Source organism: Streptomyces roseirectus (genome assembly GCF_014489635.1).
In the GTDB taxonomy this organism is placed as follows: Bacteria; Actinomycetota; Actinomycetes; order Streptomycetales; family Streptomycetaceae; genus Streptomyces; species Streptomyces roseirectus.
Genome location: NZ_CP060828.1, coordinates 1,736,700 through 1,762,597 on the forward strand (window position 1 = coordinate 1,736,700; position 25,898 = coordinate 1,762,597).

General features: G+C 71.2%; 22 protein-coding genes. 5 read left to right on the forward strand and 17 right to left on the reverse strand.

All coding sequences use genetic code 11. The annotated features are described in order from the left end of the window. The 10 genes from IAG44_RS07065 to IAG44_RS07110 form a co-directional block, all read right to left on the reverse strand. Nucleotides 1–825: a sugar phosphate isomerase/epimerase family protein gene (locus IAG44_RS07065; RefSeq protein WP_246563848.1), complete on the reverse strand. Its 825-nt coding sequence runs from the start codon at nt 823–825 to the stop codon at nt 1–3. Nucleotides 826–1,025: 200 nt separating this feature from the next. Then, a complete protein-coding gene (locus tag IAG44_RS07070; RefSeq protein WP_187746261.1) occupies nt 1,026–2,303 on the reverse strand; it encodes an inositol-3-phosphate synthase in 1,278 nt (425 codons plus the stop codon). A gap of 175 nt (nt 2,304–2,478) precedes the next feature. After that, nucleotides 2,479–3,795 carry a ThuA domain-containing protein gene (locus IAG44_RS07075; protein WP_187746262.1) on the reverse strand — a complete coding sequence of 439 codons (1,317 nt, stop codon included), beginning with the start codon at nt 3,793–3,795 and terminating at the stop codon, nt 2,479–2,481. A gap of 12 nt (nt 3,796–3,807) precedes the next feature. Then, nucleotides 3,808–6,294, reverse strand: a complete 2,487-nt coding sequence (locus IAG44_RS07080) for a PQQ-dependent sugar dehydrogenase (RefSeq protein ID WP_187752551.1) — start codon at nt 6,292–6,294, stop codon at nt 3,808–3,810. A gap of 122 nt (nt 6,295–6,416) precedes the next feature. Beyond that, nucleotides 6,417–7,415, reverse strand: coding sequence for a sugar phosphate isomerase/epimerase family protein (locus IAG44_RS07085; protein WP_187746263.1), 999 nt, complete (start codon nt 7,413–7,415; stop codon nt 6,417–6,419). Between the two features lie 12 nt (nt 7,416–7,427). Next, entirely contained in the window at nt 7,428–8,651 is a 1,224-nt protein-coding gene (locus tag IAG44_RS07090) for a Gfo/Idh/MocA family protein (RefSeq protein ID WP_187746264.1), read from the reverse strand. Between the two features lie 77 nt (nt 8,652–8,728). Further along, on the reverse strand, nt 8,729–9,775 hold the full coding sequence (locus IAG44_RS07095) for a substrate-binding domain-containing protein (RefSeq protein WP_187746265.1): 1,047 nt from the start codon (nt 9,773–9,775) through the stop codon (nt 8,729–8,731). A gap of 17 nt (nt 9,776–9,792) precedes the next feature. Next, a complete protein-coding gene (locus tag IAG44_RS07100; protein WP_187746266.1) occupies nt 9,793–10,812 on the reverse strand; it encodes an ABC transporter permease in 1,020 nt (339 codons plus the stop codon). Continuing rightward, entirely contained in the window at nt 10,809–12,326 is a 1,518-nt protein-coding gene (locus IAG44_RS07105) for a sugar ABC transporter ATP-binding protein (RefSeq protein ID WP_187746267.1), read from the reverse strand. The genes IAG44_RS07100 and IAG44_RS07105 overlap by 4 nt, the downstream gene beginning before the upstream one ends. Nucleotides 12,327–12,517: 191 nt before the next feature. Continuing rightward, entirely contained in the window at nt 12,518–13,699 is a 1,182-nt protein-coding gene (locus tag IAG44_RS07110) for an ROK family transcriptional regulator (RefSeq protein WP_187752552.1), read from the reverse strand. 225 nt (nt 13,700–13,924) lie between these two features. Between IAG44_RS07110 and IAG44_RS07115 the strand changes: the two genes are divergently transcribed. Next, nucleotides 13,925–14,356, forward strand: a complete 432-nt coding sequence (locus IAG44_RS07115) for a DUF4231 domain-containing protein (protein WP_187746268.1) — start codon at nt 13,925–13,927, stop codon at nt 14,354–14,356. Nucleotides 14,357–14,503: 147 nt separating this feature from the next. On the opposite strand, the gene IAG44_RS07120 is transcribed toward IAG44_RS07115, so the two are convergent. From IAG44_RS07120 to IAG44_RS07130, 4 genes are all read right to left on the reverse strand, one after another. Continuing rightward, nucleotides 14,504–15,178, reverse strand: a complete 675-nt coding sequence (locus tag IAG44_RS07120) for a GntR family transcriptional regulator (protein ID WP_187746269.1) — start codon at nt 15,176–15,178, stop codon at nt 14,504–14,506. A gap of 146 nt (nt 15,179–15,324) precedes the next feature. Next, the gene (locus IAG44_RS07125) at nt 15,325–16,263 is read right to left on the reverse strand and encodes a beta-ketoacyl-ACP synthase III (RefSeq protein WP_187746270.1); all 939 of its coding nucleotides are present in this window, start codon (nt 16,261–16,263) and stop codon (nt 15,325–15,327) included. 147 nt (nt 16,264–16,410) lie between these two features. Further along, nucleotides 16,411–16,545, reverse strand: coding sequence for an MFS transporter small subunit (locus IAG44_RS44225; protein ID WP_281404278.1), 135 nt, complete (start codon nt 16,543–16,545; stop codon nt 16,411–16,413). Beyond that, on the reverse strand, nt 16,514–17,854 hold the full coding sequence (locus IAG44_RS07130) for an OFA family MFS transporter (protein WP_187746271.1): 1,341 nt from the start codon (nt 17,852–17,854) through the stop codon (nt 16,514–16,516). Before IAG44_RS07130 ends, IAG44_RS44225 begins: the two co-directional genes overlap by 32 nt. Nucleotides 17,855–17,991: 137 nt before the next feature. Here IAG44_RS07130 and fdhD point away from each other — a divergent pair, with 137 nt between their 5' ends. Then, a complete protein-coding gene (gene fdhD, locus IAG44_RS07135; RefSeq protein WP_187746272.1) occupies nt 17,992–18,840 on the forward strand; it encodes a formate dehydrogenase accessory sulfurtransferase FdhD in 849 nt (282 codons plus the stop codon). 259 nt (nt 18,841–19,099) lie between these two features. Here fdhD and IAG44_RS07140 read toward each other — a convergent pair whose 3' ends face one another. After that, on the reverse strand, nt 19,100–20,107 hold the full coding sequence (locus tag IAG44_RS07140; protein WP_246563874.1) for a bile acid:sodium symporter family protein: 1,008 nt from the start codon (nt 20,105–20,107) through the stop codon (nt 19,100–19,102). A gap of 165 nt (nt 20,108–20,272) precedes the next feature. Between IAG44_RS07140 and IAG44_RS07145 the strand changes: the two genes are divergently transcribed. The 3 genes from IAG44_RS07145 (at nt 20,273) to IAG44_RS07155 (ending at nt 24,111) form a co-directional block, all read left to right on the forward strand. Then, nucleotides 20,273–21,136: a LysR substrate-binding domain-containing protein gene (locus IAG44_RS07145; protein ID WP_187746274.1), complete on the forward strand. Its 864-nt coding sequence runs from the start codon at nt 20,273–20,275 to the stop codon at nt 21,134–21,136. Nucleotides 21,137–21,352: 216 nt separating this feature from the next. Next, complete coding sequence (locus IAG44_RS07150; RefSeq protein WP_187746275.1) at nt 21,353–23,179, forward strand: AMP-dependent synthetase/ligase; 1,827 nt, start codon at nt 21,353–21,355, stop codon at nt 23,177–23,179. A 95-nt stretch (nt 23,180–23,274) separates the two neighbouring features. After that, nucleotides 23,275–24,111 (forward strand): aldo/keto reductase, encoded by an 837-nt coding sequence (locus tag IAG44_RS07155; RefSeq protein WP_187746276.1) that lies wholly within the window; start codon nt 23,275–23,277, stop codon nt 24,109–24,111. A gap of 62 nt (nt 24,112–24,173) precedes the next feature. Here the strand turns inward: IAG44_RS07155 and IAG44_RS07160 are convergent, their stop codons facing one another. Next, nucleotides 24,174–24,881 (reverse strand): SDR family oxidoreductase, encoded by a 708-nt coding sequence (locus tag IAG44_RS07160; RefSeq protein ID WP_187746277.1) that lies wholly within the window; start codon nt 24,879–24,881, stop codon nt 24,174–24,176. Nucleotides 24,882–24,933: 52 nt separating this feature from the next. After that, nucleotides 24,934–25,806 (reverse strand): class I SAM-dependent methyltransferase, encoded by an 873-nt coding sequence (locus IAG44_RS07165; RefSeq protein ID WP_187746278.1) that lies wholly within the window; start codon nt 25,804–25,806, stop codon nt 24,934–24,936. Nucleotides 25,807–25,898: the final 92 nt, after the last annotated feature.

A 25,898-nucleotide genomic window follows, 5' to 3' on the forward strand; every position in this document is an offset into this window, starting at 1 on the left:
TCAGGGCGTGGTCGCGGCGGTCAGGAACGGGAGCGAGCGGGCGGCCTGTTCGGGGCCCGCGTGCGAGTGACGGGGGAGTTCGACGACGGTCAGGCCCCGGTAGCCGGTGGCGGCGAGGGCCGCGAGGACGGGCGGGAAGTCGATCTCGCCCTCGCCGAAGGGGAGGTGTTCGTGGACGCCGCGCCGCATGTCCTCGATCTGCACGTGGCGCAGCCAAGGGGCGGCGGCGCGGACGCAGTCGGCCGGCGGGAGGGGTTCCAGGCACTGGCAGTGGCCGATGTCGAGGGTGAGACCCAGCGCCGCGGGGTCGCCCAGGAGGGCGCGCAGGTGGTGGAAGTCCGCGAGGGTGGCGAGGAGGTGGCCCGGTTCGGGTTCGATCGCGAGGGGGACGCCCGCGGTGGTGGCCCTCTCCAGGACGGGGGTGAGGCTGTCGGTGAGGCGTTTCCACGCGGCGTCTTCGACGAGCCGCGCCCGCGCCGGTTCCGGGTTCCGTTCCGGCTTCGGGAGGACGCCGCTGAAGCAGTGGACGGCCTCGGCGCCCAACTCCTCGGCGATCTCGACCGCGCGGACCAGCAGCCCGGTCCGGCGGGCCCGGTCCTCCGGGTCGGGGTCGATCAGCGACGGACCGTGCTTGCGGCGCGCGTCCAGGACATAGCGGGCCCCCGTCTCGACGGTCACGCCCAGCCCCAGCGCGTCCAGCCGCCGCGCCAGACGCCGGGTCCGGGCCACGAGGTCCGGGGCCAGCGGGTCGAGGTGCATGTGGTCGAGCGTCAGCCCGACGCCGACGTAGCCGAGGTCGGCGAGGAGGGCGAGGGCGTCGTCCAGCCGGAGGTCGGCGAGGCCGTTGGTGCCGTAACCGAAGCGGAGGGGGTGGGAGCGGGGGCCGACGCGGGGATCTGCACCGGCGTCGACTCGGGAGAGCCCAGCAGCTACCGGAGCTTCAACGCCCGCACCACCAACGGGAGTCGCACCGGACGCCACCCCCGGACGCACACCGCCCCCACCCGAACCCTCCTGCCCCCCGCTCACGCCCCCTCACTCCCGCCGCGAGCCCCCGCATCACTCCCGGCGACTCCTCCGCCGAGCCCCCGCCCACCCGCACCGCCACCACTCTCCGGACCGGCCGCCCCCGAACCCCCTCCCGGCCCACCCGCACCCGCACTGCCCCCTCCCCCACCGCTCCCCAACTCCCGGCCGAACCCCACCAGTTCCCCCCACTGCTCCTCCAACCCCGCCGGCGCCTCCCCCACCGGATCCTTGAAGAAGAACGCCAGGGCCGACAGCGCCCCCGACACCCCCCGTTCGTGCGCGCGCAGCGCGAGGCGGGCCAGGTCGAGGACGAGCGGTGCGGCCAGGGCGGAGTCGCAGCCCTGCCAGGTGGTCTGGAGGGTCATCCGTGTGCCGAGGAACCCGTCGAAGGCGATGTGGTCCCAGGCGGTCTTCCAGTCGCCGAGGGCGGGGACGTCGTCGATGTGGACGCGGCCCTCGGGGATCGAGCCGAGCGTGTCGGCGAGGACGCGCTCCTTGCCGGCGTTCTTCGCGGCGGCGGCGCCGGGATCGGCCAGCGCGGCCCCGTCGCCGCCCCCGAGGAGGTTGACGCCGGACCACGAACGGACGTGCAGCGCACGCCGGTCGAACATCGGCCCGAGGACGGAGCGCAACAGCGTCTGCCCCGTCTTCCCGTCGCGCCCGGCATACGGCAGCCCGCTCGCCTCGACGGCCTCGGCGAGGGCGGGATGGTGAAGCCCCGTGGAGGGCGTGAAGTTGACGTAGGGACACCCGGCCCGCAGCGCGGCCGCCGCGTACAGCGAACTCGGCGGCAGGACACGGGCGTCGGGCTCAGGCGCGGCCTCCGTGGAGGCGACGTTGACGACGACGGCCCGATCGAGCCCCCGCCGGCGCACGAAGTCCTGAATGTCGGCGGCGAGAGCGCCGATCCGCTGCTCGTCCTCTTCAAGGACACCGGCCCCGCCGGGAGGCGTACCGCGTCCTGGAACCACCCCCACCCTGATCTCCCGCTCCGCCTCCGCCAGTTCACCCTCCACGGCCGCCCCCAGTCCCCCCGGCAGCACCCCCTCCGCCACCAGCTCCTCCGCCCGTTTCACCAGCGGCGTGTCCGCGACGTCGTGCCCCCCGAAGACGAGCGACGCCAGAGGCGGCAGCCCGGCGTCCGCGAACTCGGGCCGCTCCGTGACGAGTCCGACCGGCGGACGCAGCCCCGCGGTGACGGCGGCGCAGCCCGCGACGGCGGTGGTGGCGACGGAACCCCGTGCGCCGATCAGCCAGACACCCACCTTGGGCATGGCAACCTCCTTGCAGTGAACGCGAGTTGACGGTGCGCGCGAGCCGAGAGCGAGCACGGCTCCCTGACGTCCCCGAGTCCCCGGGGCACCCGAGTTCCAACGCACCCGAGTTCCGGCGCACCCGAGTTGCGCCGTGACGGCGGGCGAGGGTCCGGCGTCCCTCGCCCGCCGCCGTTCAACGGCCCTTGACGGGCAGTTCCTTGACGCGGATGTCGCGGAACGACACCTCGTCGCCGGGCCCGTGGTTCTGGAGCCCGATGTGACCGTCGCGCAGGCTGCGCGCGGGGTCGCGGTTGGTGAAGTCGTTGATCCGCACGCCGTTGAGCCAGACGCGCAGCCGTTCACCTTCCACGCGGATCTCGTACGTGTTCCACTCCCCCGGCGGATTCAGCGCCCGGTCCCGCTTGATCAGGTCGGCGGACTTGAACCCGTACACGGCACCGGTCGTCCGCCAGAGCACGTCGCTCGCGTCGATCTGCACCTCGTGCCCGTGATCGACGGCCGACCGGGGGTCGTCGGACGGGGGGAACCCCACGAACACACCGGAGTTGGAGTCCCCGGTCACCTTCCAGTCGACTTTCAGGGAGTACGACGTGAAGGCGCGTCCGGCGTACCAGAGGAGCCCCATCCCGCCGGACGAGGTCCAGGTCCCGTCGGCCGAGCGGGTGAAGGTGCCGGGGCCGGCCTGCCGCCAGTCGCCGTCGGTGAGCTTCGTGTAGCCGCTCTCCGGCCGGCAGTCGGCGTGGGCCGTGCCGAGGGCGTACCGGATCCCGCCGAGCAGGTGCGCCCGGTAGGCGGGGTCCGTGTACGACTCCTTGGTGTGTCCCGCGCCGGTGTAGAAGGCGCGGCCCCCTTCGTAGGTCTGGCACCAGGCGATCGGATGATCGCCGTTCATGCCGGCGCCGCTGTAGGACGACTCGTCGAGGGATGCCAACACCCTTACGGATTCCCGGGGGTTGGCGCGGTAGTCGTACCATTCGTCGGTGCGGTGCCAGACGGGCGGAAGGCCCGAGGTGGCCGGGTGGGCGCGGTCCTCCACGATCGTGTCGGCCGGCTGGATCGCCGGGTGGCCGCGGAAGTAGGCGCCGACCAGGCCGCCGTAGAACGGCCAGTCGTACTCGGTGTCGGCGGCGGCGTGGACGCCCACGTAGGCGCCGCCCTTGCGGATGTAGCCCTCGAACGCGGCCTGTTGGGTCTCGTCGAGGACGTTCCCGGTGGTGGAGAGGAAGACCACGGCGTCGTAGCGGCGGAGGTTCGTCTTGTTGAACGCGGTGGCGTCCTCCGTCGCGTCGACCGTGAACTCGCCGCTGGATGCGCCGAGTTCGCGGACGGCCTGGATGCCGTCGGGGATGGAGTCGTGCCGGAAGCCGGCGGTCTTGGAGAAGACGAGGACGCGTGGGGTGCCGTGGTCCGGGCGGGCCAGGGCGGATGGTTCGGCGAGGGCGCCGAGGAGCAGGGTGGCGCCCGCGACCGCGCCGAGTGCGCGGATCATGGGGCAGTCCTCTCAGCTCGTGGTGAAGGTGAAGTCGTCGATCTCGTAGAGGGGTTGGCCGCCACGTCCCTTGAAGACGAGGTAGAGGGAGGTGGTTCCGCGAGGTGCGCGGGACAGCTTCGCGGTGACGTTCTGGTAGGTCTCCCAGCCGCCGGTGACCGGTACTTGGGCCTTGCCGAGGAGCGTGCCCCTGGCCGAGCCGGCGCGGATCTCCAGGGTGCCGCCGGCTCCGGCGGAGGCGACCCTCGCCGTCACCGAGGTCTGCCCCCGCAGCACGTACGGGGTGAACGCGATCCAGTCGCCGTTCTCGATGCCCCCGACGGTCTTCGCGCCGTTCGCGGACGCCCGCGCCGTCACCGTCACGCCGCTGGAGGTGCCGTAGTGCTCGGCCTGCCGGTGGCGGGGCTGGAGGACGTTCTGGTCGCGCGAGGTGAGCGCCGCCTGCCCGCCGCCCCCGTTGTCGGTGTACTCGGCGTCGAGGACGCCGAAGATGTTGGCGTTGGGGTCGTGGCCGCCGTCGGCGCTGGTCTTGAGGGTGCCGGTGCAGCCGGTGGCGGAGGTGATCGGGTGGCCGTGGCTGTCGTGGCCGAGGATGAAGCGGACGGTGACCTTGGCGCAGTCGATCGCCTTGCCGTCCTCGGGGTCGGTGACCTTCACCTTGAAGGGGATCGCGTCACCGAAGCTGAACAGCTGTCCGTCCAGGGGGGTTTGGAGGACGACGGTCGGCGCGGTGTTGCCGACGACGACCTGGACGCTCGCGCTGCCGGTGCGCCCGGAGGGGTCCTTCGCGGTCAGAGTCGCGGTGTAGGTGCCGTTCTTGCGGTAGGTGTGCGAGGGGTTCGCCGAGGTCGAGGTGGCGCCGTCGCCGAAGTCCCAGCGGTAGGTGAGGGCGTCGCCGTCCTGGTCGGTGGTCCCGGCGGAGGAGAACTTCACCTTCAACGGGGCTTGTCCGGACGTCCTGTTGGCGGCGGCCTGTGGAACGGGTGAGTGGCCGTCGGTGGCGTTCTCGATGCGGTAGAGCGCGGAGTGTTCGTCGCCGCCGAACCAGGAGAGGCCGTAGTCGAGGACGTACAGGGCGCCGTCGGGGCCGAAGGCCATGTCCATCACCTGGGTGCCGGACCAGGGGATGGGGCTGATGGACTCGACGGTGCCGTTCGCGTCGCTGCTGATGCGCTTGATCCAGCGGCGGCCGAACTCCCCGGCGAAGAAGTCGCCGTCGTACGCCTCGGGGAACTTGACGGGCGAGTCGAGGTTCGCGTCGTAGTGGTAGACCGGGCCGCCCATCGGGGACTCGGAGCCGTCGCCGAACTCCGGTACGGAGGCGCCGTCGTAGGGGATCCAGGCGGGCTGGGCCGGGGGCAGGTCGACGAGGCCGGTGTTGTGCGGGGAGGTGTTCTTCGGCGCGTTGCAGTCGAAGGCCGCGCCGGAGGTCTTGGTGGCGAAGTCGTAGTCCACATATGCGTCGTTGGCGCCCGTACAGAAGGGCCAGCCGAAGTTGCCGGGGCCGGTGACGCGGTTGAACTCGACCTGTCCGCCGGGGCCCCGCTTCGGGTCGGCGGCGCCCGCGTCGGGGCCGTAGTCGCCGATGTAGAGGATGCCGGTGGCCTTGTCGACGCTGAAGCGGAACGGGTTGCGCAGGCCCATCGCGTAGATCTCGGGGCGGGTCTTCGCGGTGCCCGGGGCGAACAGGTTGCCGTCGGGGATGCTGTACGAGCCGTCGGCGTTCACCTTGATGCGCAGGATCTTGCCGCGCAGGTCGTTGGTGCTGCCGGCCGAACGGCGGGCGTCGAAGGCGGGGTTGCGGTTCGGGCGCTGGTCGATGGGGGTGAACCCGTCGGACTGGAACGGGTTGGTGTCGTCGCCCGTCGACAGGTACAGGTTGCCGGCCGCGTCGAAGTCGATGTCGCCGCCGACGTGGCAGCACAGGCCGCGTGAGGTGGGGACGTCGAGGATCTGCTTCTCGCTGGCCGCGTTCAAGGTGTTGTCCGCGTTGAGCGTGAAGCGGGAGAGGCGGTTGACGCCGTCGAAGGGCGCGAAGTCGGCGGCGGTGCCGGTCTCGGGGGCATCGCCCGCCGGGGTGTTCAACTTGGGTGCGTAGAACAGGTAGATGAAGCGGTTGGTGCTGAACTGCGGGTCGACGCCGATGCCTTGCAGGCCCTCCTCGTCGTGGTTGTAGACGTCGAGCTTGCCGATCAGGCGGGTGTTGCCGGCCGCGTCGGTGCGGCGGAGTTCGCCGTCGCGGGAGGTGTGCAGGACGGAGCGGTCGGGCAGGACGGCGAGCGATATGGGCTCGCCGACCTCCGCCTCGCCCTTGGCGAGGGTGACCTGCTGGAAGTCCTCGGCCGCGGTGGGGGCCGGCTCGTCGGCGACGGCTGCGCCGGCGGGAGTGGTGAGGGTGAGGGACGCGCCGGCGAGCAGGGTGCCGGTCAGCAGCGCGACGGCCTTGCGCAGTGCGGGGCGTCTGCGCTGGGTGCGGATGGTGGGGTCGTTCCCGTGCACGGGTGCCTCCAGGGTGGTGCCTGTGGGTTCGTACACCGGGATGCGCCGTCATCCCGGGGCAGGGAGCCGGGGGTTGACAGCCCGTCAGATCAGGCGGGCCGTCAACCCAGGCAGGGGGAAGGTCAGTTGGAGAACGCCGCGTCGAACGAGGTCGACGGCGGCTCGAAGTCGAGCGCCTTGAGGCGGTTCAGCGCCTCGGGCGCGCCCTGGAGCCGGTCCATGCCGGCGTCCTCCCATTCGACGGAGATCGGGCCCTTGTAGTCGATGGACCGCAGCATCCGGAAGACGTCCTCCCAGGGGACGTCCCCGTGTCCGGCCGACACGAAGTCCCAGCCGCGCCGGGGGTCGCCCCACGGCAGGTGGGAGCCGAGCCGCCCGTTGCGGCCGTCGAGCCGCTTGCGGGCCTCCTTGCAGTCGACGTGGTAGATCCGGTCGCGGAAGTCCCAGAGGAACCCGACCGGGTCGAGGTCCTGCCACACGAAATGCGAGGGGTCGAAGTTCAGCCCGAACGCGGGCCGGTGGTCGACGGCCTCCAGGGCGCGGCGCGTTGTCCAGTAGTCGTAGGCGATCTCGCTCGGGTGGACCTCGTGCGCGAACCGGACGCCCTCCGCGTCGAAGACGTCCAGGATCGGGTTCCAGCGCTCCGCGAAGTCGTCGTACCCGCGCTCGATCATCGCCGCCGGGGCGGGCGGGAACATCGCGACGAGGTGCCAGATCGCGGAGCCGGTGAAGCCGATGACGGTGTCGACGCCGAACGCGGCGGCGGCGCGCGCGGTGTCGCGCATCCGGTCGGCGGCGCGGCGGCGGACGCCCTCGGGGTCGCCGTCGCCCCACACGTCGGCGGGCAGGATCGCCTGGTGGCGTTCGTCGATGATGGCGTCGCAGACGGCCTGGCCCGCGAGGTGGTTGGAGATCGCCCAGCACTTCAGGCCGTACTTGTCGAGGAGCTGGTGGCGGGAGGCGAGGTAGGACGGGTCCGCGAGGGCCTTGTCGACCTCGAAGTGGTCGCCCCAGCAGGCGAGTTCGAGGCCGTCGAAGCCGAAGTCGCGGGCGAGCCAGCAGACCTCTTCGAGGGGCAGATCGGCCCACTGGCCGGTGAACAGGGTGAACGGGCGCGGCATGCTCGGGACTCCTCAGTCCGTGACGGGCGTGTAGACGGCGTTCTTCTCGGCGCTCTCCTCGACGGCCGCGAGCACGCGCTGGACCTGGAGTCCGTCGGCGAACGACGGCTCGGGGGGCCGCAGTTCGGCGATCGCGTGGACGAGGTCACGGGCCTGGTGGACGAAGGTGTGCTCGTAGCCGAGGCCGTGGCCCGGCGGCCACCAGGCGTCGAGGTAGGGGTGGTCGGGTTCGGTGACGAGGATACGGCGGAAGCCGGCCTCGGAGTCCGGCAACGTGCCGTCGTGGAACCAGAGTTCGTTCAGTCGCTCCAGGTCGAACCACAACGAGCCCCGCTCGCCGTTGAGTTCGATGCGCAGCGCGTTCTTGCGTCCGGTGGCAAAGCGGGTCGCCTCGAAGGAGGCGAGCGCGCCGGAGGCGAACCGGCCGGTGAACAGGGCGGCGTCGTCGACGGTGACGGCCCCGGTCGCGCCGGCGCCGGACGCCCCGCCCGCCGAGAGCCCGCTCGTCGCCCCGCCCGGCAACGGCCGCTCCCGCACGAACGTCTCCATGAGCGCCGACACCCCGGCGATCCGCTCCCCCGCCAGATACTGCGCGAGGTCGACGATGTGCGCCCCGAGGTCCCCCAGCGACCCGGACCCCGCGAGTTCCTTCCTGAGCCGCCAGGTCAGCGGGAACTGCGGGTCCACCAGCCAGTCCTGAAGGTACGTCACCCGGACGTGCCGCAGCGTCCCGAGCCGCCCGTCCGCGACCAGCCGCCGCGCGAAGGACGTCGCGGGCACCCGCCGGTAGTTGAACCCGACCATCGCCAACTGACCGCGCGCGGCGGCCTGTTCGGCGGCCCGTGCCATCTCCTCGGCCTCACCGACCGTGTTCGCGAGCGGCTTCTCGCACAGCACGTGCTTCCCGGCCGCGAGGGCCGCGAGCGCGATCTCGGCGTGGCTGTCACCGGGGGTGCAGATGTCGACCAGGTCGATGTCGTCCCGCGCGATCAGCGCCCGCCAGTCGGTCTCGGCCGACGCCCAGCCGTGCCGGTCCGCCGCCGCCCGGACCGCGTCCGGGTCGCGGCCGCAGATCGCGGCGAGGACCGGGGTGAGGGGGAGGTCGAAGACCCGGCCTGCGGTGCGCCAGCCCTGGGAGTGGGCGGCGCCCATGAAGGCGTAGCCGACCATGCCGACGCGCAGCGGGCGTTTCCCCTGTTCCCCGGCCGTCTCCCTCGGCTCCTGCGGCTGTTCCATGCGGTGGTCCTCCTCGTCGTGGTGCGCGCGGTGGGGGGTGCGGGCCGGCGGCCGTCACGCGGCGCCGGCCGGGCCGGTCACCGGAAGCCGGTGGGCATGTACTGGTCGACGTTGGCCTTGTCGACGACGGCCGAGTACAGGGTGATCGACGCGGGGATCTCGAACTCGGCGAGCCCGCCGACGCCCTTGTCCTGGCCGAGGGCGCGGGCGAGGTCGATCGCGGAGGCGGCCATCGTCGGCGGGTACAGGACGGTCGCCTTGAGGACGCCCTTGTCCTGCTTGATGGCCTGCATCGCGGAGAGCGAGCCGGCGCCGCCGACCATCAGGAAGTCGTCGCGCCCGGCCTGCGAGACGGCGCGCAGGGCGCCCACGCCCTGGTCGTCGTCGTGGTTCCACAGGGCGTCGAACTGGGGCTGCGCCTGGAGGAGTTGGGCCATCTTGGCCTGTCCGGACTCGACGGTGAAGTCGGCCGCCTGGCGGGCCACCTTGCGGAGGTTCGGGTAGTTCTTCAGGGCGTCGTCGAAGCCCTGCGTGCGCTGCCGGGTGAGTTCGAGGTTGTCGATGCCGGCGAGTTCGACGACCTTCGCGTTCGCCTTGCCCTTCAGCTTCTCGCCGATGTACTGCCCGGCGTTGAAGCCCATGCCGTAGTTGTCGCCGCCGATCCAGCACCGGTACGCCTGGGGGGTGTTGAAGATCCGGTCGAGATTGACGACGGGGATCCCGGCGCGCATCGCCTTGAGGCCGACCTGGGTGAGGGCCTTGCCGTCGGCGGGCAGGATGACGAGGACGTCGACCTTCTTGTTGATCAGGGTCTCGATCTGCCCGATCTGCTGGGCGGTGTCGTTGGAGCCCTCGGTGATCTCCAGGCTGACGTCGGAGTACTTCTGGGCGCGCTTCTTGGCCTGGTCGTTGATGGCGTTGAGCCAGCCGTGGTCGGCCTGGGGGCCGGCGAAGCCGATGGTGACCTGCTTGCCGGGCTGGTCGTCGGCGGCGGGCTGCCCGCTGGTGCCGGCGTCCTCGTCGCCGTCGCTGGTCTCGTTGCTGGTGCAAGCGGCGAGGACGGCGGTCGCGGAGACCGCGGCGGTCCCGAAGAGCAGCCCTCTGCGGCTGGGGATGTGTGACATATGACTGGACCCTTTCCTCAGGTCGCGTTCGCGGTACGGCGCTGGACCAGGACGGCGGCGACGATGATCGCGCCCTTGGCGATCTGCTGGACGTCGCTCTGGAGGTTGTTCAGGGCGAAGATGTTGGTGATCGTGGTGAAGATCAGGACGCCGAGCACGGACCCGACGATGGTGCCCCGACCCCCGCTGAGCAGGGTGCCTCCGATGATCGCGGCGGCGATGGCGTCGAGTTCGTACAGGTTGCCGTTGGTGTTCTGGCCGGAGCCGGACAGGACGATCAGCAGGAACGCGGCGATGCCGCAGCACAGCCCGGACAGCAGGTAGAGGTAGAGCCGCTGGCGGCGGACGTCGATGCCGGCGAGGCGCGCCGCCTCCGGGTTCCCGCCGACCGCGACGGCCCGCCGCCCGAACGTGGTCCGGTTCAGCAGCAGCCAGCCGATGACCGTCACGAGTGCGAACACCAGGACGAGCGGCGGGATCCCGAGGACGTAGGAGCCGCGTTCGCCGAGCTTGAGGACGCTGTCGATGGTGACGATCTGGGTCTGCCCGTCGGTGATCTGCAGGGCGAGCCCGCGCGCCGAGGCGAGCATGGCCAGCGTCGCGATGAACGGCACCATCCCGCCGTACGCGATGAGCACCCCGTTGACGAGCCCGCAGCCGAGTCCGACGAGGACGGCGGTGAAGAGGATCCCGGCGAACCCGTACTCCTGGGTGGCGACGGTGGTCGCCCACACCGAGGCGAGGGCGACGATCGCGCCGACGGACAGGTCGATGCCGCCGGACATGATGACGAACGTCATCCCGACGGTGACGACACCGATCACCGACGCCTGGGTGAGGACGAGTTGGAGGTTGCGGGTGTCCAGGAACTCGTCGGGTTTGGTGATGCCTCCGATGACGACGAGGACGGCGAGCACGCCGAGGAGGGAGAGGATACGGACGTCCGCGCGGGCCAACAGGCCGCGCCACGAGGGGACTTGGGCGGCTTCCGGCATCTTGTCGGCGCTGTCCCGCGGCGGGGAGACGGGCTGCGTCATGACGCGGGGCTTCCTTCCATGACGAGGTCGAGGACACGGTGTTCGTCGAGTTCGCGGGCGGGCGCCGTGTGGACGACACGGCCCTCGCGCAGGACCAGGACGCGGTCGGCGAGGCCGAGGACTTCGGGCACCTCGCTGGAGACGAGCAGCACGGCGAGCCCTTCGTCGGCCAACCGCCGTACCACGGCGTAGAGTTCGGCGCGCGCTCCGACGTCGACGCCGCGCGTCGGCTCGTCGAGGAGGAGCACCTTGCAGCCGCGCAGCAGCCAGCGGGCGAGCACCGCTTTCTGCTGGTTGCCGCCGGAGAGGGTGCGTACGGCGACGGACGGGTTGTCGGGCCTCAGGGAGAGTTCGCGGGTCGCGGCGTGGGCGGCGCCCTGTTCGGCGCCCCGGTCGATCCAGCCGGCGCGGGCGAACCGGGAGAGGGTGGAGACGGAGACGTTGCGGGTGACGGACTGGAGCAGCAGCAGGGCCTGCGCCTTGCGTTCCTCGGGGGCGAGCCCGAGCCCGGCGCGCACGGCCGCGGGTACGCTGCCCGGCCTCAACTCCTTGTCCTCGACGAGGACTTGACCGGCCGTCGGTTTCCGCGCCCCGTACACGGTCTCCAGGATCTCCGAGCGTCCGGAGCCGACGAGCCCCGCGAGTCCGACGATCTCCCCGGCCCGCACCTCGAAGTCGACGGGCTCGAACTCGCCGTCTCTGGCGAGCCCGCGCACCTGGAGCACGGGCGTGCCCGTGGACTGCTCGGCGGGCCTCTCCGGGAAGACGTACTCGACGTTGCGCCCGGTCATCAGCGCGACGACCTCACGCGTCGGCGTCGACTCGGCGGGCAGCCCGCCGGCGACGGCCCGGCCGTCCTTGAGGACGGTCACCCGGTCCCCGATGCGGCGGATCTCCTCCAGTCGGTGCGAGATGTAGACGACGGCGACCCCGTCGGCGGTGAGGTCGGCGACGATCCGGAAGAGGTTGTCGACCTCGTCGGGGTCGAGCGCGGCGGACGGCTCGTCCATCACGATGAGCCGCACGTCGTGCGAGAGCGCCCGCGCCATCGACACGATCTGCCGCTGCGCCGCCGACAACTCCGCGACCAGCCGCCCCGGTTCGACCTCGGGATGGCCAAGTCGCTTGAGGAGGGCCGCCGTCGAGTCCTTCGCGGTCTTCCTGCGGACGACGAACCCGGCGGCCGTGGGCTCGTGGCCCAGGTGGATGTTCTCGGCCACCGACAGGTGCTCGACGAGGTCGAGTTCCTGGTAGATGGTGGCGATGCCCAGGCGCATCGCGGCGATCGGCGAGCGCAGGACGACCTCCTCGCCGCGCCAGCGGATGGTGCCGCCGTCGGGCTGGTGGGCGCCGGCCAGGACCTTGATGAGCGTGGACTTTCCCGCGCCGTTCTGGCCGAGCAGACAGTGCACTTCACCGGCCTGGACGTCGAGGTCGACGCCGTCCAGGGCACGGACGCCGGGGAACGACTTGGTGATGCCGGACATGCTGAGCAGCGGTGCTTGTGGAGCCATGTGGATCCCCTCGGCGGGCGGTGCGGGCCGGTGTCAGGGCGCGCTCGGCCGCCGGACGTGTGAACTCCGGTGCCGGGCAGGTGCGTTGCGGCGCTGTGCGGGAGGGCGCTGGTGAGGAGCGCTCGGCGATGGGACGTCGGGCCGGGTGGCCCCAGGGGGCTGACGCCCCGTCACGTGCGGTCGCTTGCTGGTTACGCGGGTGAGAACAGGTGGTCGCTGATCAGCCGGGCCGCGCCGATGACTCCGGCGGTGGGCCCCAACTCCCCCAGGACGATGGGGAGGTTGCCGGTCGCCAGGGGCAGCGACTGGCGGTAGACCTGGGTGCGGATCGCGGCGAGCAGGGTGTGGCCGAGGCCGGTCACCCCGCCGCCGATCACCACCAGGCCGGGGTTGAAGAAGGAGACCAGGCCGGCGATGACCTGCCCGACCTGGCTGCCCCCCTCACGGATCAGGTCGAGGGCGGTCGCGTCGCCGGCGACGGCCGCCGCCGCGACGTCCGCGCCGGACAGCGTGCCGTTCACCGCGAGCCGGTCCGCGAGTTCGGCGGACAGGCCCTGCCGGGCCGCCTCCGTCGCGTCCCGCGCGAGCGCGGCGCCGCTGAAGTGGGCCTCCAGGCAGCCCCGGTTGCCGCAGGCGCAGGGACGGCCGTCGGGCACGGCCCGGATGTGGCCGATGTCGCCCGCGCTCCCGGTCGTCCCCCGGTAGACCTGCCCGCCGACGACGATGCCGCAGCCGATGCCGGTGCCGATCTTGACGCAGAGGAAGTCGGCGACGGACCGGGCGACCCCGGCGTGCTGCTCCCCCATCGCCATCAGGTTCACGTCGTTGTCGACCATGACCGGGCAGCCGAGTTCCTGGCTCAGCGCCTCCCGTACGGGGAAGCCGTCCCAGCCCGGCATGATCGGCGGCGCGACCGGGACGCCCTCGGGGAAGCGGACCGGGCCCGGTACTCCGATGCCCGCGCCGTCCATGCCGTCGGCGAGGCCGGTGGCCCGCAACTTGGCCGTCATGGCGAGGACTTGCTCGAAGACCGCGACCGGTCCCTCACGGACGTCCAGGGGCTGGTTCAGGTGGCCCAGGATCTCCAGCTCCGCGTTGGTGACGGCGACGTCGACGGAGGTCGCGCCGATGTCGACGCCCAGGAAGCGGAGTTCGGGGTTGAGGCGCACGTTGTGCGAGCGCCGTCCGCCCCGGGAGGCGGCGAGACCGTCGGCGACGACCAGTCCCGTCTCCAGCAACCGGTCCACCTCCACGGCCAGTTTGGACCGGGAGAGGTCGACCTGGTCGCCCAGCTGGGCCCGGGAGCTCTGGCCGCCGTCCCTCAACAGGTGCAGCAGCCGGGCCTGGTGGGCGTTCGCGGGCCGTGCCGTCATGCGTCTCACGAACCCCTCCCCGCCTCGCATCGGCCGTCAGCTCCGGGCTTTCGAAGGGAACGTAGCAGCGGGCGCCGGAGCTGGGAAGAAGTTGTGCGGGATTCAACCCGATCTTTCTCCACTCACAGGACAAAGATCGGGGCGAGATCGTCCACCGGTTCCGAAGAGGCGGAAATGTCCGGGGAGTTGGCTACGCTGGTGGTACGACGGCCTCGGGGGGAGCGCATGACGCAGGAGACGCCTGAACAGCCCGGGTACGCGATGGCTCTCGCGAACGGGTCCTACGACTGGTACCGGCAGGCAGCCGCCAAAGCACGTAAGTACTACCGCGTCTCGGAATGCCTCCAGATCGTGCTCTCCGCCGCGATCCCCGTCACCGCGGTCCTCTCCCCCGGCGACGCCAAGGTCCCCGCGATCCTCGGCGGCCTCGTCGTCGTCCTCACCGGCCTGCGCTCCGTCTTCCACTGGCAGGACGACTACCTCCGCTTCAGCCAGGCCCGCGAGGCGGTCGAGTCGGAGCGCCGCCTGTACCGCACGGGCGGCGAACCCTACGACGAACCGGCCTCCAGGGACCGGCGGTTGGCGGCGGCGGTGACCCGGATCGAGCAGCAGGAGATGGGCGTCTGGATCCAACTGTCCAGCGCGCGGGAGGAGTAGAGGCGGAGGAACAGAGGCGGAGGAGCAGAGGAGTCGACGGGGCCCGCAGAATCCCGAGCGCCCGCGAACGCCCCTACTCGCGCCCGCGAACACCCGCCGCCCCTCGGCGCCCCGCCACTTCCGCGAACGCCTCCCTCTCAACTCCCCCTACTTCTCCCGCTCGTGGTACGACCGCCGCGTGTGCTCCGTGTGCTCCCGCATCAACCGCGTCGCCAGCTCCTCGTCCCGCCCGGCGATCGCGGCGATCAACTCCCGGTGCTCGTCCCAGGACTTGCGCCCCCGCCGGCGGGCGATCGGCGTGTAGTACCAGCGCACCCGCCGGTCGACCTGCGCCGCCAGCTCCGCGAGGACCGTGTTGCCGGCCAGTTCCATGATGGCGGAGTGGAAGCGGGCGTTGAGGGCGACGGCCGCGTCGACGTCGTCACGGGCGACCGCGTCGAGGCCCAGCTCCTGGATCTCCCGGAGTTCGAGGAGGCCGGCCTCGGTGGGGTTCGCGGCGGCCAGCCGAGCCGCCTCGGCCTCCAACAACGTGCGTACCGTGAGGAGTTGGTCGGCCTCCTCCTCCGTCGGCTCGTGGACGAACGCGCCCTGCGCGGGCCGCAGGTCCACCCACCCCTCGGTGTTCAGCCGCTGCAACGCCTCCCGCACCGGCTGCCGCGACACCCCCAGATGCCCGGCGAGTTCACTCTCGACGAGATGCTGTCCGGGCCGCAGCGCACGCGTGATGATCAGCTCCAGCAGCGCCTCGTACACCCGGTCCCGCAGCGGCCCCGGCCGCTCCAGCCGAGGCACCGCACCGTGCGGCAGTCCTGACGACAACATCGCGTCCCCCTCCTGGGCGGCGCACCACACGCACCTGCGTCGGAAAGCCAGTATCAATTGTCTTTCGTCTACAGTCTACGGCGCACCCGAGCCAGCCACGGCTCGCACCTGGGCCGGCCACAGCTCGCACCTGAGCCGGCCAGTCCCTACGGACACCGCACCACCTGCCCCGCGTACGACAGGTTCCCCCCGAACCCGAACAGCAGCACCGGGTCCCCCGTCGAGATCTCCCCCCGCTCCACGAGCTTGGAGAAGGCGAGGGGAATGCTGGCGGCCGAGGTGTTCCCCGACTCGACGACGTCCCGCGCGACCACCGCGTTGACGGCCCCGATCTTCTCCGCGAGGGGTTCGATGATGCGCAGGTTGGCCTGGTGGAGGACGACGGCCGCGAGGTCCGCGGGCACGAGCCCGGCCCGCTCGCACGCCTGCCGGGCGAGCGGCGGAAGCTGGGTCGTCGCCCAGCGGTACACGCTCTGCCCCTCCTGCGCGAACCGCGCCGGCTGCCCCTCGATCCGCACGGCGTGCCCCATCTCCGGCACCGACCCCCACAGCACCGGCGAGATCCCGGCCTCCTCGGACGCCTCGACGACGGCCGCACCCGCCCCGTCCCCGACGAGGACGCAGGTCGTGCGGTCGTTCCAGTCCGTGACCTCGGACATCTTGTCGGCGCCGATGACCAGCGCCCGCCGCGCCCCGCCCGCCCGCACGGTGTGGTCGGCGGTGGCGAGCGCGTGCGTGAACCCGGCGCACACGACGTTGAGGTCCAGCGCGGCGGGCCCGGGGATGCCGAGGCGGGCCGCGACCCGGGCGGCCATGTTGGGCGAGCGGTCGACGGCCGTGGACGTCGCGACGAGGACGAGGTCGATGTCGTCCGGGCCGAGACCGGCGGCGGCGAGGGCCTTGGCGGCGGCGTGCCCGGCGAGTTCGTCGACGGGTTCGTCGGGGCCGGCGATGTGGCGGGTGCGGATGCCCACCCGGGAGGTGATCCACTCGTCGCTGGTGTCGACCATGCCCGCCAGCTCCGCGTTCGTGAGCAGCCTGGCGGGCTGGTAGTGGCCGACGGCGGCGATGCGAGAGCCGTTCATCTGGGGTCCCCTCGTGGCCTTGGGTAGCGGGATTCCCCAGTCTGATCAGTGACTCACGGGTACGAGGGCAGGTGAAGCGACAGGAAACGGGCGCCCTCGTTGTCAGCTTCCCTCACAACGCCGGACCCCACGGGCGCGTGCCGGAACCTACCCCGTGAAAAGTTTCGTCGCCTTCTGGACGAGTTCGTACAGACCGTAGAGGAGCGGCGCCCCCACCCACAGCCAGGCGAAGGCGATGAGTGGACGCCGGTCAGGCGGACTCTGGCTGCTGGACTCCGGCATCGGCGGTCTCCTTCGGGGTGGCGGGAACATGGTGGCGGGGATGGACGGGACGCACCAGCTCGTTGGCGACGAAGCCGACGGCGAGCAGCCCGATCATGATGAACAGGGAGACGGTGTAGAGCGAGGCGCCGCTCTTGCCGGCCTCCTCCTGCCGGTCGGCGATCCAGTTGACGATCAGCGGGCCCAGCACCCCGGCCGTGGACCACGCGGTGAGCAGCCGCCCGTGGATCGCGCCGACCTGGTACGTCCCGAACAGGTCCTTCAGATACGCCGGGATCGTCGCGAACCCGCCGCCGTAGAACGAGAGGAGCACCAGCGCGCAGACCACGAACAACGGCTTCGAGGAGTCCCCGAAACTCGCGATCAGCGCGTACATCAGCGTGCCCGCGCCCAGGTAGACGCGGTAGATGTTCTTGCGGCCGATCAGGTCGGACGCCGACGACCACCCGATCCGGCCCGCCATGTTCGCCGCCGACAGCAGCGCGACGAAGCCCGCGGCGGCCGTCGCCGACACCGTCTGCGAGGTGTTCGCGAAGAAGTCCGTGATCATCGGCGCGGCCTTCTCCAGGATGCCGATGCCCGCGGTCACGTTCATGCACAGGACGACCCACAGGCACCAGAACTGGGGCGTGCGCACGGCGCTGTTCGCGGAGACCTGCGGGCCGGTGACGACGCTCGGCGCGTCCGCGGCGGCGACGGCCTCCGCCGGCCGGGGCACCCGGACGAGGAGGACGCCGAGCGTCATGAACACCGCGTACGACAGACCGTGCACGAGGAACGCCAGCGCGATGCCCTCGCTGTCCGAGCCGAACGACTCCAGCATCCGCGCCGACCACGGCGAGGCGATCAGCGCGCCGCCCCCGAAGCCCATGATGGCGATGCCGGTCGCCATGCCGGGCCGGTCGGGGAACCACTTGATCAGCGTCGACACCGGCGAGATGTAGCCGATGCCGAGACCGATGCCGCCGATGAAGCCGTACCCGAACACGATCAGCCAGTACTGCTCGGTCGCGGCGCCCAGCGCGGAGACCAGGAACCCGGTGGAGAAGCAGACCAGCGCGACCGTCATCGCCCAGCGCGGGCCGTTGCGCTCGACGAGGGTCCCGCCGAACGCGGCGGACAGGCCCAGCATCACGATGGCGAGCTGGAACGGCAGCGCGCTCTGCGTCCCGCTGAGGTCCAGCGCGGACTCCAGCGGCGGCTTGAACACGCTCCAGGCGTACGCCTGGCCGATCGAGAGGTGGACGGAGAGGGCGGCCGGGGGAACGAGCCAGCGGCTCCAGCCGGGCGGCGCTACGGGGGGACTCATGAGTCCGGAACCGTAGGAATCTTCCGGCCACTTGAGAAGGGATCACGCCGACTGTATGCGGTGAGCGGTATGCACCGAGCGCCGAACGGTCGGACAGATCGTTTCCGCGACACCGGGGGTGCGGGACAATGAAGGGCATGGGACGAGTCACCGAACGCCGCAGAGTGGTCCGGATCCGGGACGGGGTCGTGTCGGCGCGGGCCGACACCCTGGTGGCCGAGGAGCCGCTGGAGATACGGCTCAACGGGAAACCCCTCGCCATCACCATGCGCACACCGGGGGACGATTTCGCGCTGGCTGCGGGATTCCTGGTGAGTGAAGGGGTGTTGGCGGAGGCCGGGGATCTGGTGAACATCGTCTACTGTGCGGGGGCCACGGTGGACGGGGGGAATACGTACAACGTTGTCGATGTGCGGACGTCCCCCGAGGTCGTGGTTCCCGATATCACGCTTGAGCGGAATGTCTATACGACGTCGTCGTGCGGGCTCTGTGGGAAAGCGAGTCTTGATGCCGTGCGGACCACCGCTCGGTGGGGGATCACTGATGATCCGCCGGTTCGTATCGACGTCCGTCTTCTGTCCCAGTTGCCCGAGCGGCTTCGCGCCGGTCAGCGGGTGTTCGAGCGGACCGGGGGGCTGCATGCCGCCGCGTTGTTCAGTGAGGAGGGGGAGCTGCTGGATCTGCGGGAGGATGTGGGGCGGCACAACGCCGTTGACAAGATTGTCGGGCGGGCACTTCAGGAGGGGTTGCTGCCGTTGTCGCGGTGTGTGTTGATGGTTTCGGGGCGGGCCTCTTTCGAACTGGCGCAGAAGGCTGTGATGGCGGGGATTCCGGTGTTGGCGGCTGTTTCGGCGCCGTCTTCGCTGGCGGTTGATCTGGCTGAGGAGACGGGGTTGACGTTGGTGGGGTTTTTGCGGGGGGAGTCGATGAACGTTTATGCGGGGGTGGAGAGGGTTTTGGCGGGGGTTGAGGTTTCTCGGGGGTGAGGTTTCTTGGGGGGTAGATTTTGCTGGCTTCGTTGAGGAGTTTTTGCTTTTGCGGGCGCCTGTTTGCCGGCACCCTCGCGCGTGACATTGGCTCTCTCGCCTACGGGGCGCCTCAGTCGGTGTCGAGCGGGCCGACGTGCTCAGCCCTTCGGGCCTGCGCGCGACGGCCCGCTCGACACCGACGCGCCCCTTCGGCTCCTTCGCGGCCGGTGGTCGGCAACGGTCTGCACCGAACACGGCCTGTGCCGTTTCCTCTCTGCTACTTGGCTGTCCTTACCGTCTCTCGGTCTGGTGTCAGCGCCAGCTTCTCTTCCGCCCCGTCAGTCAACTCGTCCCTCGACCTTCGCTTCGCTAGCACCGCGCACACCATCAGCTGCATCTGGTGGAACAGCATCAAGGGGAGTACCGCCAGGGATGCCTGGGCGCCGAACAGGACGCTGGCCATCGGGAGGCCGGAGGCGAGGGATTTTTTGGAGCCGGCGAACTGGATGGCGATGCGGTCCTCGCGGTTGAAGCGTAGGGCTTTGCCGCCGTACCAGGTCAGGGCGAGCATGATCGCGAGGATGATGGCTTCGACGATCAGGAGGGCGCCCAGCCTCGCGGGGCTGACCTGGTGCCAGATGCCCCGCACCATGCCCTCGCTGAACGCCGAGTAGACGACCAGGAGGATCGAGCCCCGGTCCACCAGGCCCAGCACCTTCTTGTGCCGGGTGATGAACTTCCCGATCCAGCGGCGGGCGAGTTGTCCGGCCAGGAACGGCACGAGGAGCTGGAGGACGATCTCCAGCAGCGAGTCGGCCGAGAAGCCGCCGCCCGCGTTGCCCAGGAGGGCCGCTGCCAGCAAGGGCGTCAGGATGATGCCGATCAGGGAGGAGAAGGAGCCCGCGCAGATGGCGGCGGGGACGTTGCCGCGGGCCAGGGAGGTGAAGGCGATGGAGGACTGGATGGTGGAGGGGACGAGGGTGAGGAAGAGGACGCCCTGGTAGAGGGGGTGGGTGAGGATCGTGGGGACGAGGGCGCCGGTCGCGAGGCCGAGCAGCGGGAAGATGACGAACGTGCAGGCCAGGACGGTGACGTGGAGGCGCCAGTGGCGCAGGCCGTCCAGGGCCTCGCGGGTGGAGAGGCGGGCGCCGTAGAGGAAGAAGAGGAAGGCGATGGCGCCGGTGGAGACGCCGGAGACCGTGTCGGCGACCCCTCCGCGCGCGGGGAGCAGTGCCGCTAGGCCCACGGTCCCCAGGAGGAGAAGGATGTAGGGGTCGATCGGCATCCAGCCGGGCCATCGCAGGCGTTTCACTGTGCTCCACGTGCGCGTTCGTAGGTGCTTGAGGGCACAACCGCCCCTCTCCATGGTGCTCCTTCCGCCCGTGATCGGGAATCTGGCATACGGCACTTACTGTTATCGCGTTCGGCGATGAGCGACTAGCCTGCCCCCATGTACGACCCCTCTCACCTGCGTACCTTCCTCACCGTCGCGCAAACGCTGAGTTTCACGCAGGCCGCCCGGCGGCTCGGGCTGCGTCAGTCGACCGTCAGCCAGCACGTACGGCGGCTGGAGGACGCGACCGGGCGCACCCTGTTCACCCGGGACACGCATTCCGTCGAGCTGACGGAGGACGGGGAGGCGATGCTGGGGTTCGCCCGCCGGATCCTGGCCGTGCACGAGCAGGCCGCCGCGTTCTTCACGGGGACCCGGCTGCGGGGCCGGCTGCGGTTCGGGGCGTCGGAGGACTTCGTGCTGACCCGGCTGCCGGAGATCCTGGAGGGCTTCCGGTACGAGCACCCCGAGGTCGACCTGGAGCTGACCGTCGAGCTGTCCGGCACGCTGCACGAGCAGCTCGCCGCCGGGAAGCTGGACCTGGTGCTCGCCAAGCGCCGCCCGGAGGACCCCCGGGGCGAGCTGGTGTGGCACGACGAGCTGGTGTGGATCGGCGCCGAGAGGTTGAGGCTCGATCCGCGGCGTCCCGTCCCCCTCATCGTCTACCCGCCGCCCGGCATCACGCGGGCGCTCGCGCTGGAGGCGCTGGAGCGGCAGGGGCGGGCGTGGCGGATCGTGTGCACGAGCGGGAGTCTGAGTGGGCTGGTGGCGGCGGCGCGGGCGGGGCTCGGGGTGATGGCGCACTCGCGGACGGTGGTGCCGCCGGGGCTGGTGCGGGTGCCGGAGCGGTTCGGGCTGCCGGAGCTGGGGGCGGTGGACTTCGTGCTCGTGCACGGCCTCGGCCGGCCACAGGCGGCGGAAGCGGCCGACGCGCTCGCCTCCGCGATCCTCGCCGGAGGCGTGCGGCTGCACCGGGCGTGACAAGGCTCGGAGGTGCGGGGGGATTCCGTGGAGATCGGCGCCGGGAAACTTACCGAACCGTCAGTTTTCTGTCCGTTCTCTTCCCCCGCGCGTGAAATCTCCCGCCCCGGTGGGCCTCTACGAGAACATCACTCCGTTTTCGGCCCCCTCCCGCCGTTCGCCCCCTTGGGGTAGCTTTCACCGCGCGAAACGGCCGGGAAGAAGCGGGGTGCGAGGTTGCGCGAGTTCACCAACCCTCCGTTGGCGTTGGCACCCCCGGTCGGCGGTCTCGCCGACTCCGTGTTCGGGTACGCCGAGGAGGACCCCGGGTACATCGCGCTGGGCCGCCGCGACGAGGGTGGTGAGTGGCGGGACGTCACCGCCGCCGAGTTCCGTGACGAGGTCCTGGCGCTCGCGAAGGGGCTGCTCGCGCGCGGCATCCGGTTCGGTGACCGGGTCGCGATCATGTCCCGCACCCGCTACGAGTGGACGCTGTTCGACTACGCCCTGTGGACGATCGGGGCGCATGTGGTGCCGGTGTATCCGACGTCGTCCGCCGAGCAGTGCTTCTGGATGCTCTACGACAGTGACTGCGTCGCGGCCGTCGTCGAGCACGAGGACCACGCGATGACGATCGCGACCGTCATCGACCGCCTGCCGCAGCTGCGGGAGCTGTGGCAGCTCGACACGGGGGTGGTGCGGGAGCTGTACGACGCGGGCGCGCATCTGGACGACGAGGTGGTGCACCGGCACCGGGAGGCGGTGACGCCTCAGGCGGTGGCGAGCGTCATCTACACCTCGGGGACGACCGGGCGACCCAAAGGGTGTGTGATCACGCACGGGAACCTGATGTTCGAGGCGGACACCGTGATCCGGTACTGGGAGCCGATCTTCCGCTCCCGGCGCGGGGACGAGCCGGCGACGCTGCTGTTCCTGCCGCTGGCGCACGTCTTCGGACGGATGGTGCAGGTCGCGGCGCTGCGGGCCAAGGTGCGGTTCGGGCACCAGCCGCAGATGCAGGCCGCCGTGCTGTTGCCCGACCTCGCCGCGTTCAAGCCGACGTTCTTCCTGGCCGTGCCGTACATCTTCGAGAAGGTGTTCTCCGCCGCCCGGCGCAAAGCGGAGCGCGAGGGGCGCTCGGGGCCGTTCGAGAAGGCCGTCGACGTCGCCGTCGCGTACGCGGAGGCCGTGGAGGCGAAGGCGTGGGGGACGGGGCCCGGCCCCTCGGCGGGGCTGCGGGTGCAGCACCAGGTGTACGACAAGCTGGTGTACGCGAAGGTACGGGCCGCGATGGGCGGGCGGGTGCGGCAGGCCGTGTCCGGGGGCTCGGCGATGGACCGGCGGCTCGGGCTGTTCTTCGCGGGCGCGGGCGTGCAGATCTACGAGGGCTACGGGCTGACGGAGACGACGGCCGCCGCGACCGCCAACCCCCCGGGTCGCACCCGCTACGGCACCGTCGGCCGGCCCATCCCCGGCATGACCGTGCACATCGCGGAGGACGGCGAGATCTGGCTGCGCGGCGAGAACGTCTTCCCCGCCTACCTGAACAACCCGAAGGCCACCGACCAGGCCCTGCACGACGGCTGGCTCGCCACCGGCGACCTGGGCTCGCTCGACGAGGACGGCTATCTCACCATCACCGGCCGCAAGAAGGAGATCCTGGTCACCTCGGGTGGCAAAAGCGTCTCGCCGGGCCCCCTGGAGGAGCGGGTGCGCGATCATCCGCTGGTCGGCCAGTGCGTCCTCGTCGGCAACGACCGGCCCTTCGTCGCCGCGCTGATCACCCTCGACATGGAGGGCGTCGAGCACTGGCTCAGGATGCGCGACAAACCGGGGCTCACCCCCGCCGAGGTGGTGCGCGACGGCGATCTGGAGGCCGAGGTGCGCCGGGCCGTCGTCGCCGCGAACACGCTGGTCTCGCAGGCCGAGCAGATCCGGACGTTCCGGATCCTCGCGCAGCCCTTCACCGAGGAGCACGGGCTGCTGACGCCGTCGCTGAAGCTGAAGCGCAAGGCGATCGAGAACGCCTACGCGAAAGAGGTCGAGGCGCTGTACCGGTCCTGAGCGGGGCCGTGGCTTGGGGTGGGAGGAATGCGCCGCGTACGGTGATCGTTGAGTATGGAAGCACCCATGACGGACAACCTAAGGATCGAGAGCGCGTGAGCAGCAAGGTCCCCCCGATCATCCTGAACAACGGCGTCGAGATGCCCCAGCTGGGTTTCGGCGTGTGGCAGGTGCCGGACGACGAGGCGGAGCGCGCGGTCGCCACCGCCCTGGAGGCCGGGTACCGCAGCATCGACACGGCCGCGATCTACGGCAACGAGGAGGGCACCGGCAAGGCCATCGCCTCCTCCGGTGTGGCCCGCGAGGACGTCTTCGTCACCACCAAGCTCTGGAACTCCGAGCAGGGCTACGACTCGACGCTGCGCGCGTTCGACGTCTCCCTCGGCAAGCTGGGCCTGGACTACGTCGACCTGTACCTGATCCACTGGCCGACCCCGGCCCGTGACCTGTACGTCGACACCTACAGGGCGTTCGAGAAGCTGTACGCGGACGGCCGGATCAAGGCGATCGGCGTCTCCAACTTCCTCCCCGAGCACCTGGAGCGGCTGATCGCCGAGACGTCCGTGATCCCGGCCGTCAACCAGATCGAGCTGCACCCCCACCTCCAGCAGCACGCCTCGCGCGAGGTGCACGCCGAGCAGGGCATCGCCACCGAGGCGTGGTCGCCGCTCGGTCAGGGCAAGGGCCTCCTTGAGGTCCCGGCGATCGTCGCCATCGCCCAGAAGCACGGGCGTTCCCCGGCCCAGGTCGTGCTGCGCTGGCACCTCCAGCTCGGCAACGTGGTCATCCCCAAGTCGGTGACCCCCTCGCGCATCAAGGAGAACATCGAGGTCTTCGACTTCTCCCTGGACGACGAGGACCTGGCCGCGATCAGCGCCCTCAACGAGGACCGGCGGATCGGGCCGGACCCGGCGGCGTTCAACCAGGCCTGAGCCAGCCGTCAGGCCGGTTTGCGCGGGCGGGGGGCGGGACGTCATGTCCCGCCCCCTTTCCGTCAGTTGGGCTGCCCGATCGGCCGCACGACGACCGTGTTGACGTCCACGCCCTCGGGCTGCTCCATCGCCCACACCACCGAGTCCGCGATCTGATCCGCCGTCAGAAGGTGGCCGGGCGGCAGGCTTCCGTAGCTGTCCCAGAACGGCGTCTCGACCCGCCCCGGCGCGATCAGGGTGACGCCGACACCCCACTCGGTGACCTGCCGCCGGGTGTTCTCCGCGAGCCCGGTCACCGCCCACTTCGTCGCCCCGTAGATGTTCCCGGGCGTCGGCACGAACCCGGCGACGCTGCCGACCAGCACGATCCTCCCCTTCGTCTCCTTCAGGGCGTCGATCGAGGCGCGGATCAGCAACGCCGGTCCGAGCACGTTGGTCAGGATCATCTCCGGCCAGCCCGCCGGGTCCCCCTCGGCGACCGAATCGTGCGTGGCCGTACCGGCGTTGGCGACGACGGCGTCCAACCGCCCGTACGTCTGAAGGGTGTTGGTGACGGCGTGCTGGACGTCGGCGTACTCGGCCGTGCTGCCGGGGAAGGTCAACAGGCCCTCCGGGTCGCCGAGTTCCTTCGCGAAGGAGCTGAGGCGTTCCTCGCCCCGGCCGGTGACGGCGACCCGCCAGCCCTTGCCGAGAAGTTGGCGGGCGGCAGCGGCGCCGATGCCGCTGCCGCTGCCGCCTCCGGTGATGAGCGCGACGCGCGACTCGTTCATGGTGAACCCCCTTGTGTCAGCCGGGAGTTCATCACTTGGAGCGCTCTCGATGTCAAGCCGCCGGTTTCACCGCCGTGTGGACCGTGTGGGCCGCGAGGACGTGCAGGTCGGCCCGGCGGTGGACGCTCGCCGGGTCCTCGGGGTCGAGGAGGCGGTCCAGGGTCGCGCGGTCGTCGGCGTCGAGGTCCGCGCCGACGCCGTCGCGCATGCGGGTGAACATCTCGGCGACGTACCGGCGGGCCCGGTCGGAGACCGGGGCGGGGAGGTCGAGGAGGAAGCTGCGGGTGCGGGTGTGGCCGAGGCCGGCGGAGGCCAGCAGCGCGGGCCAGTGCTCCGCCTCGGCGACGGAGTCGGGGAGGTCGGCGCGCATACGGGCGAACCAGTCGGCGGACCGCGCGTCGAGGCGGGCTTCGAGGCCGGGCCGGCCGAAGCCGAGGTCGCGGGGCAGGAAGCGGGTCGGCAGGCCGCCCTCCATGAGCGCGAGGGTGCCGCCGGGGGCGAGGCGGTCGGCGCAGGCGGCGACGGCCGCACGCTGGTCGCCGAGGTGGTGCAGGCTGCGGCCGGCCCAGATCAGGTCGGCGGGGTAGTCCAACTCGGCGAGGCTGCCGGGGAGTTCACCGGCGAGGACGGCGAACCGGTCCGCGTACCCGAGGCGCTTGGCCCGTTCCGTGGCCCGCTCCAGCAGGGCCTCGGAGCCGTCGGCGGCGATGACGCGGGCGCCGGGGAAGGTCTCGGCGAACAGTCCGGTGACGACGCCGGGGCCGCTGCCGACGTCCACGACCAGGCCGGGTTCGGTGACCTCCCGGCCGAGCCAGGCGAGCGCCCGCTCGTACCAGGGGGCGTACAACTCGGCCTGGGATTCGAGGTGTTGGGCCATCGCGGCCCAGTCCATGCCGGTGTCACTGTGATGGTGCTGATGTGCCATGCCGGTCAGCCTCTCGTCGTCGGTGGCGCCAGCGTGCGCCGCCGCACCGGGAGGGGGCCACTTCTCTTGCCGGGACGGCAAAAAATTGCCGT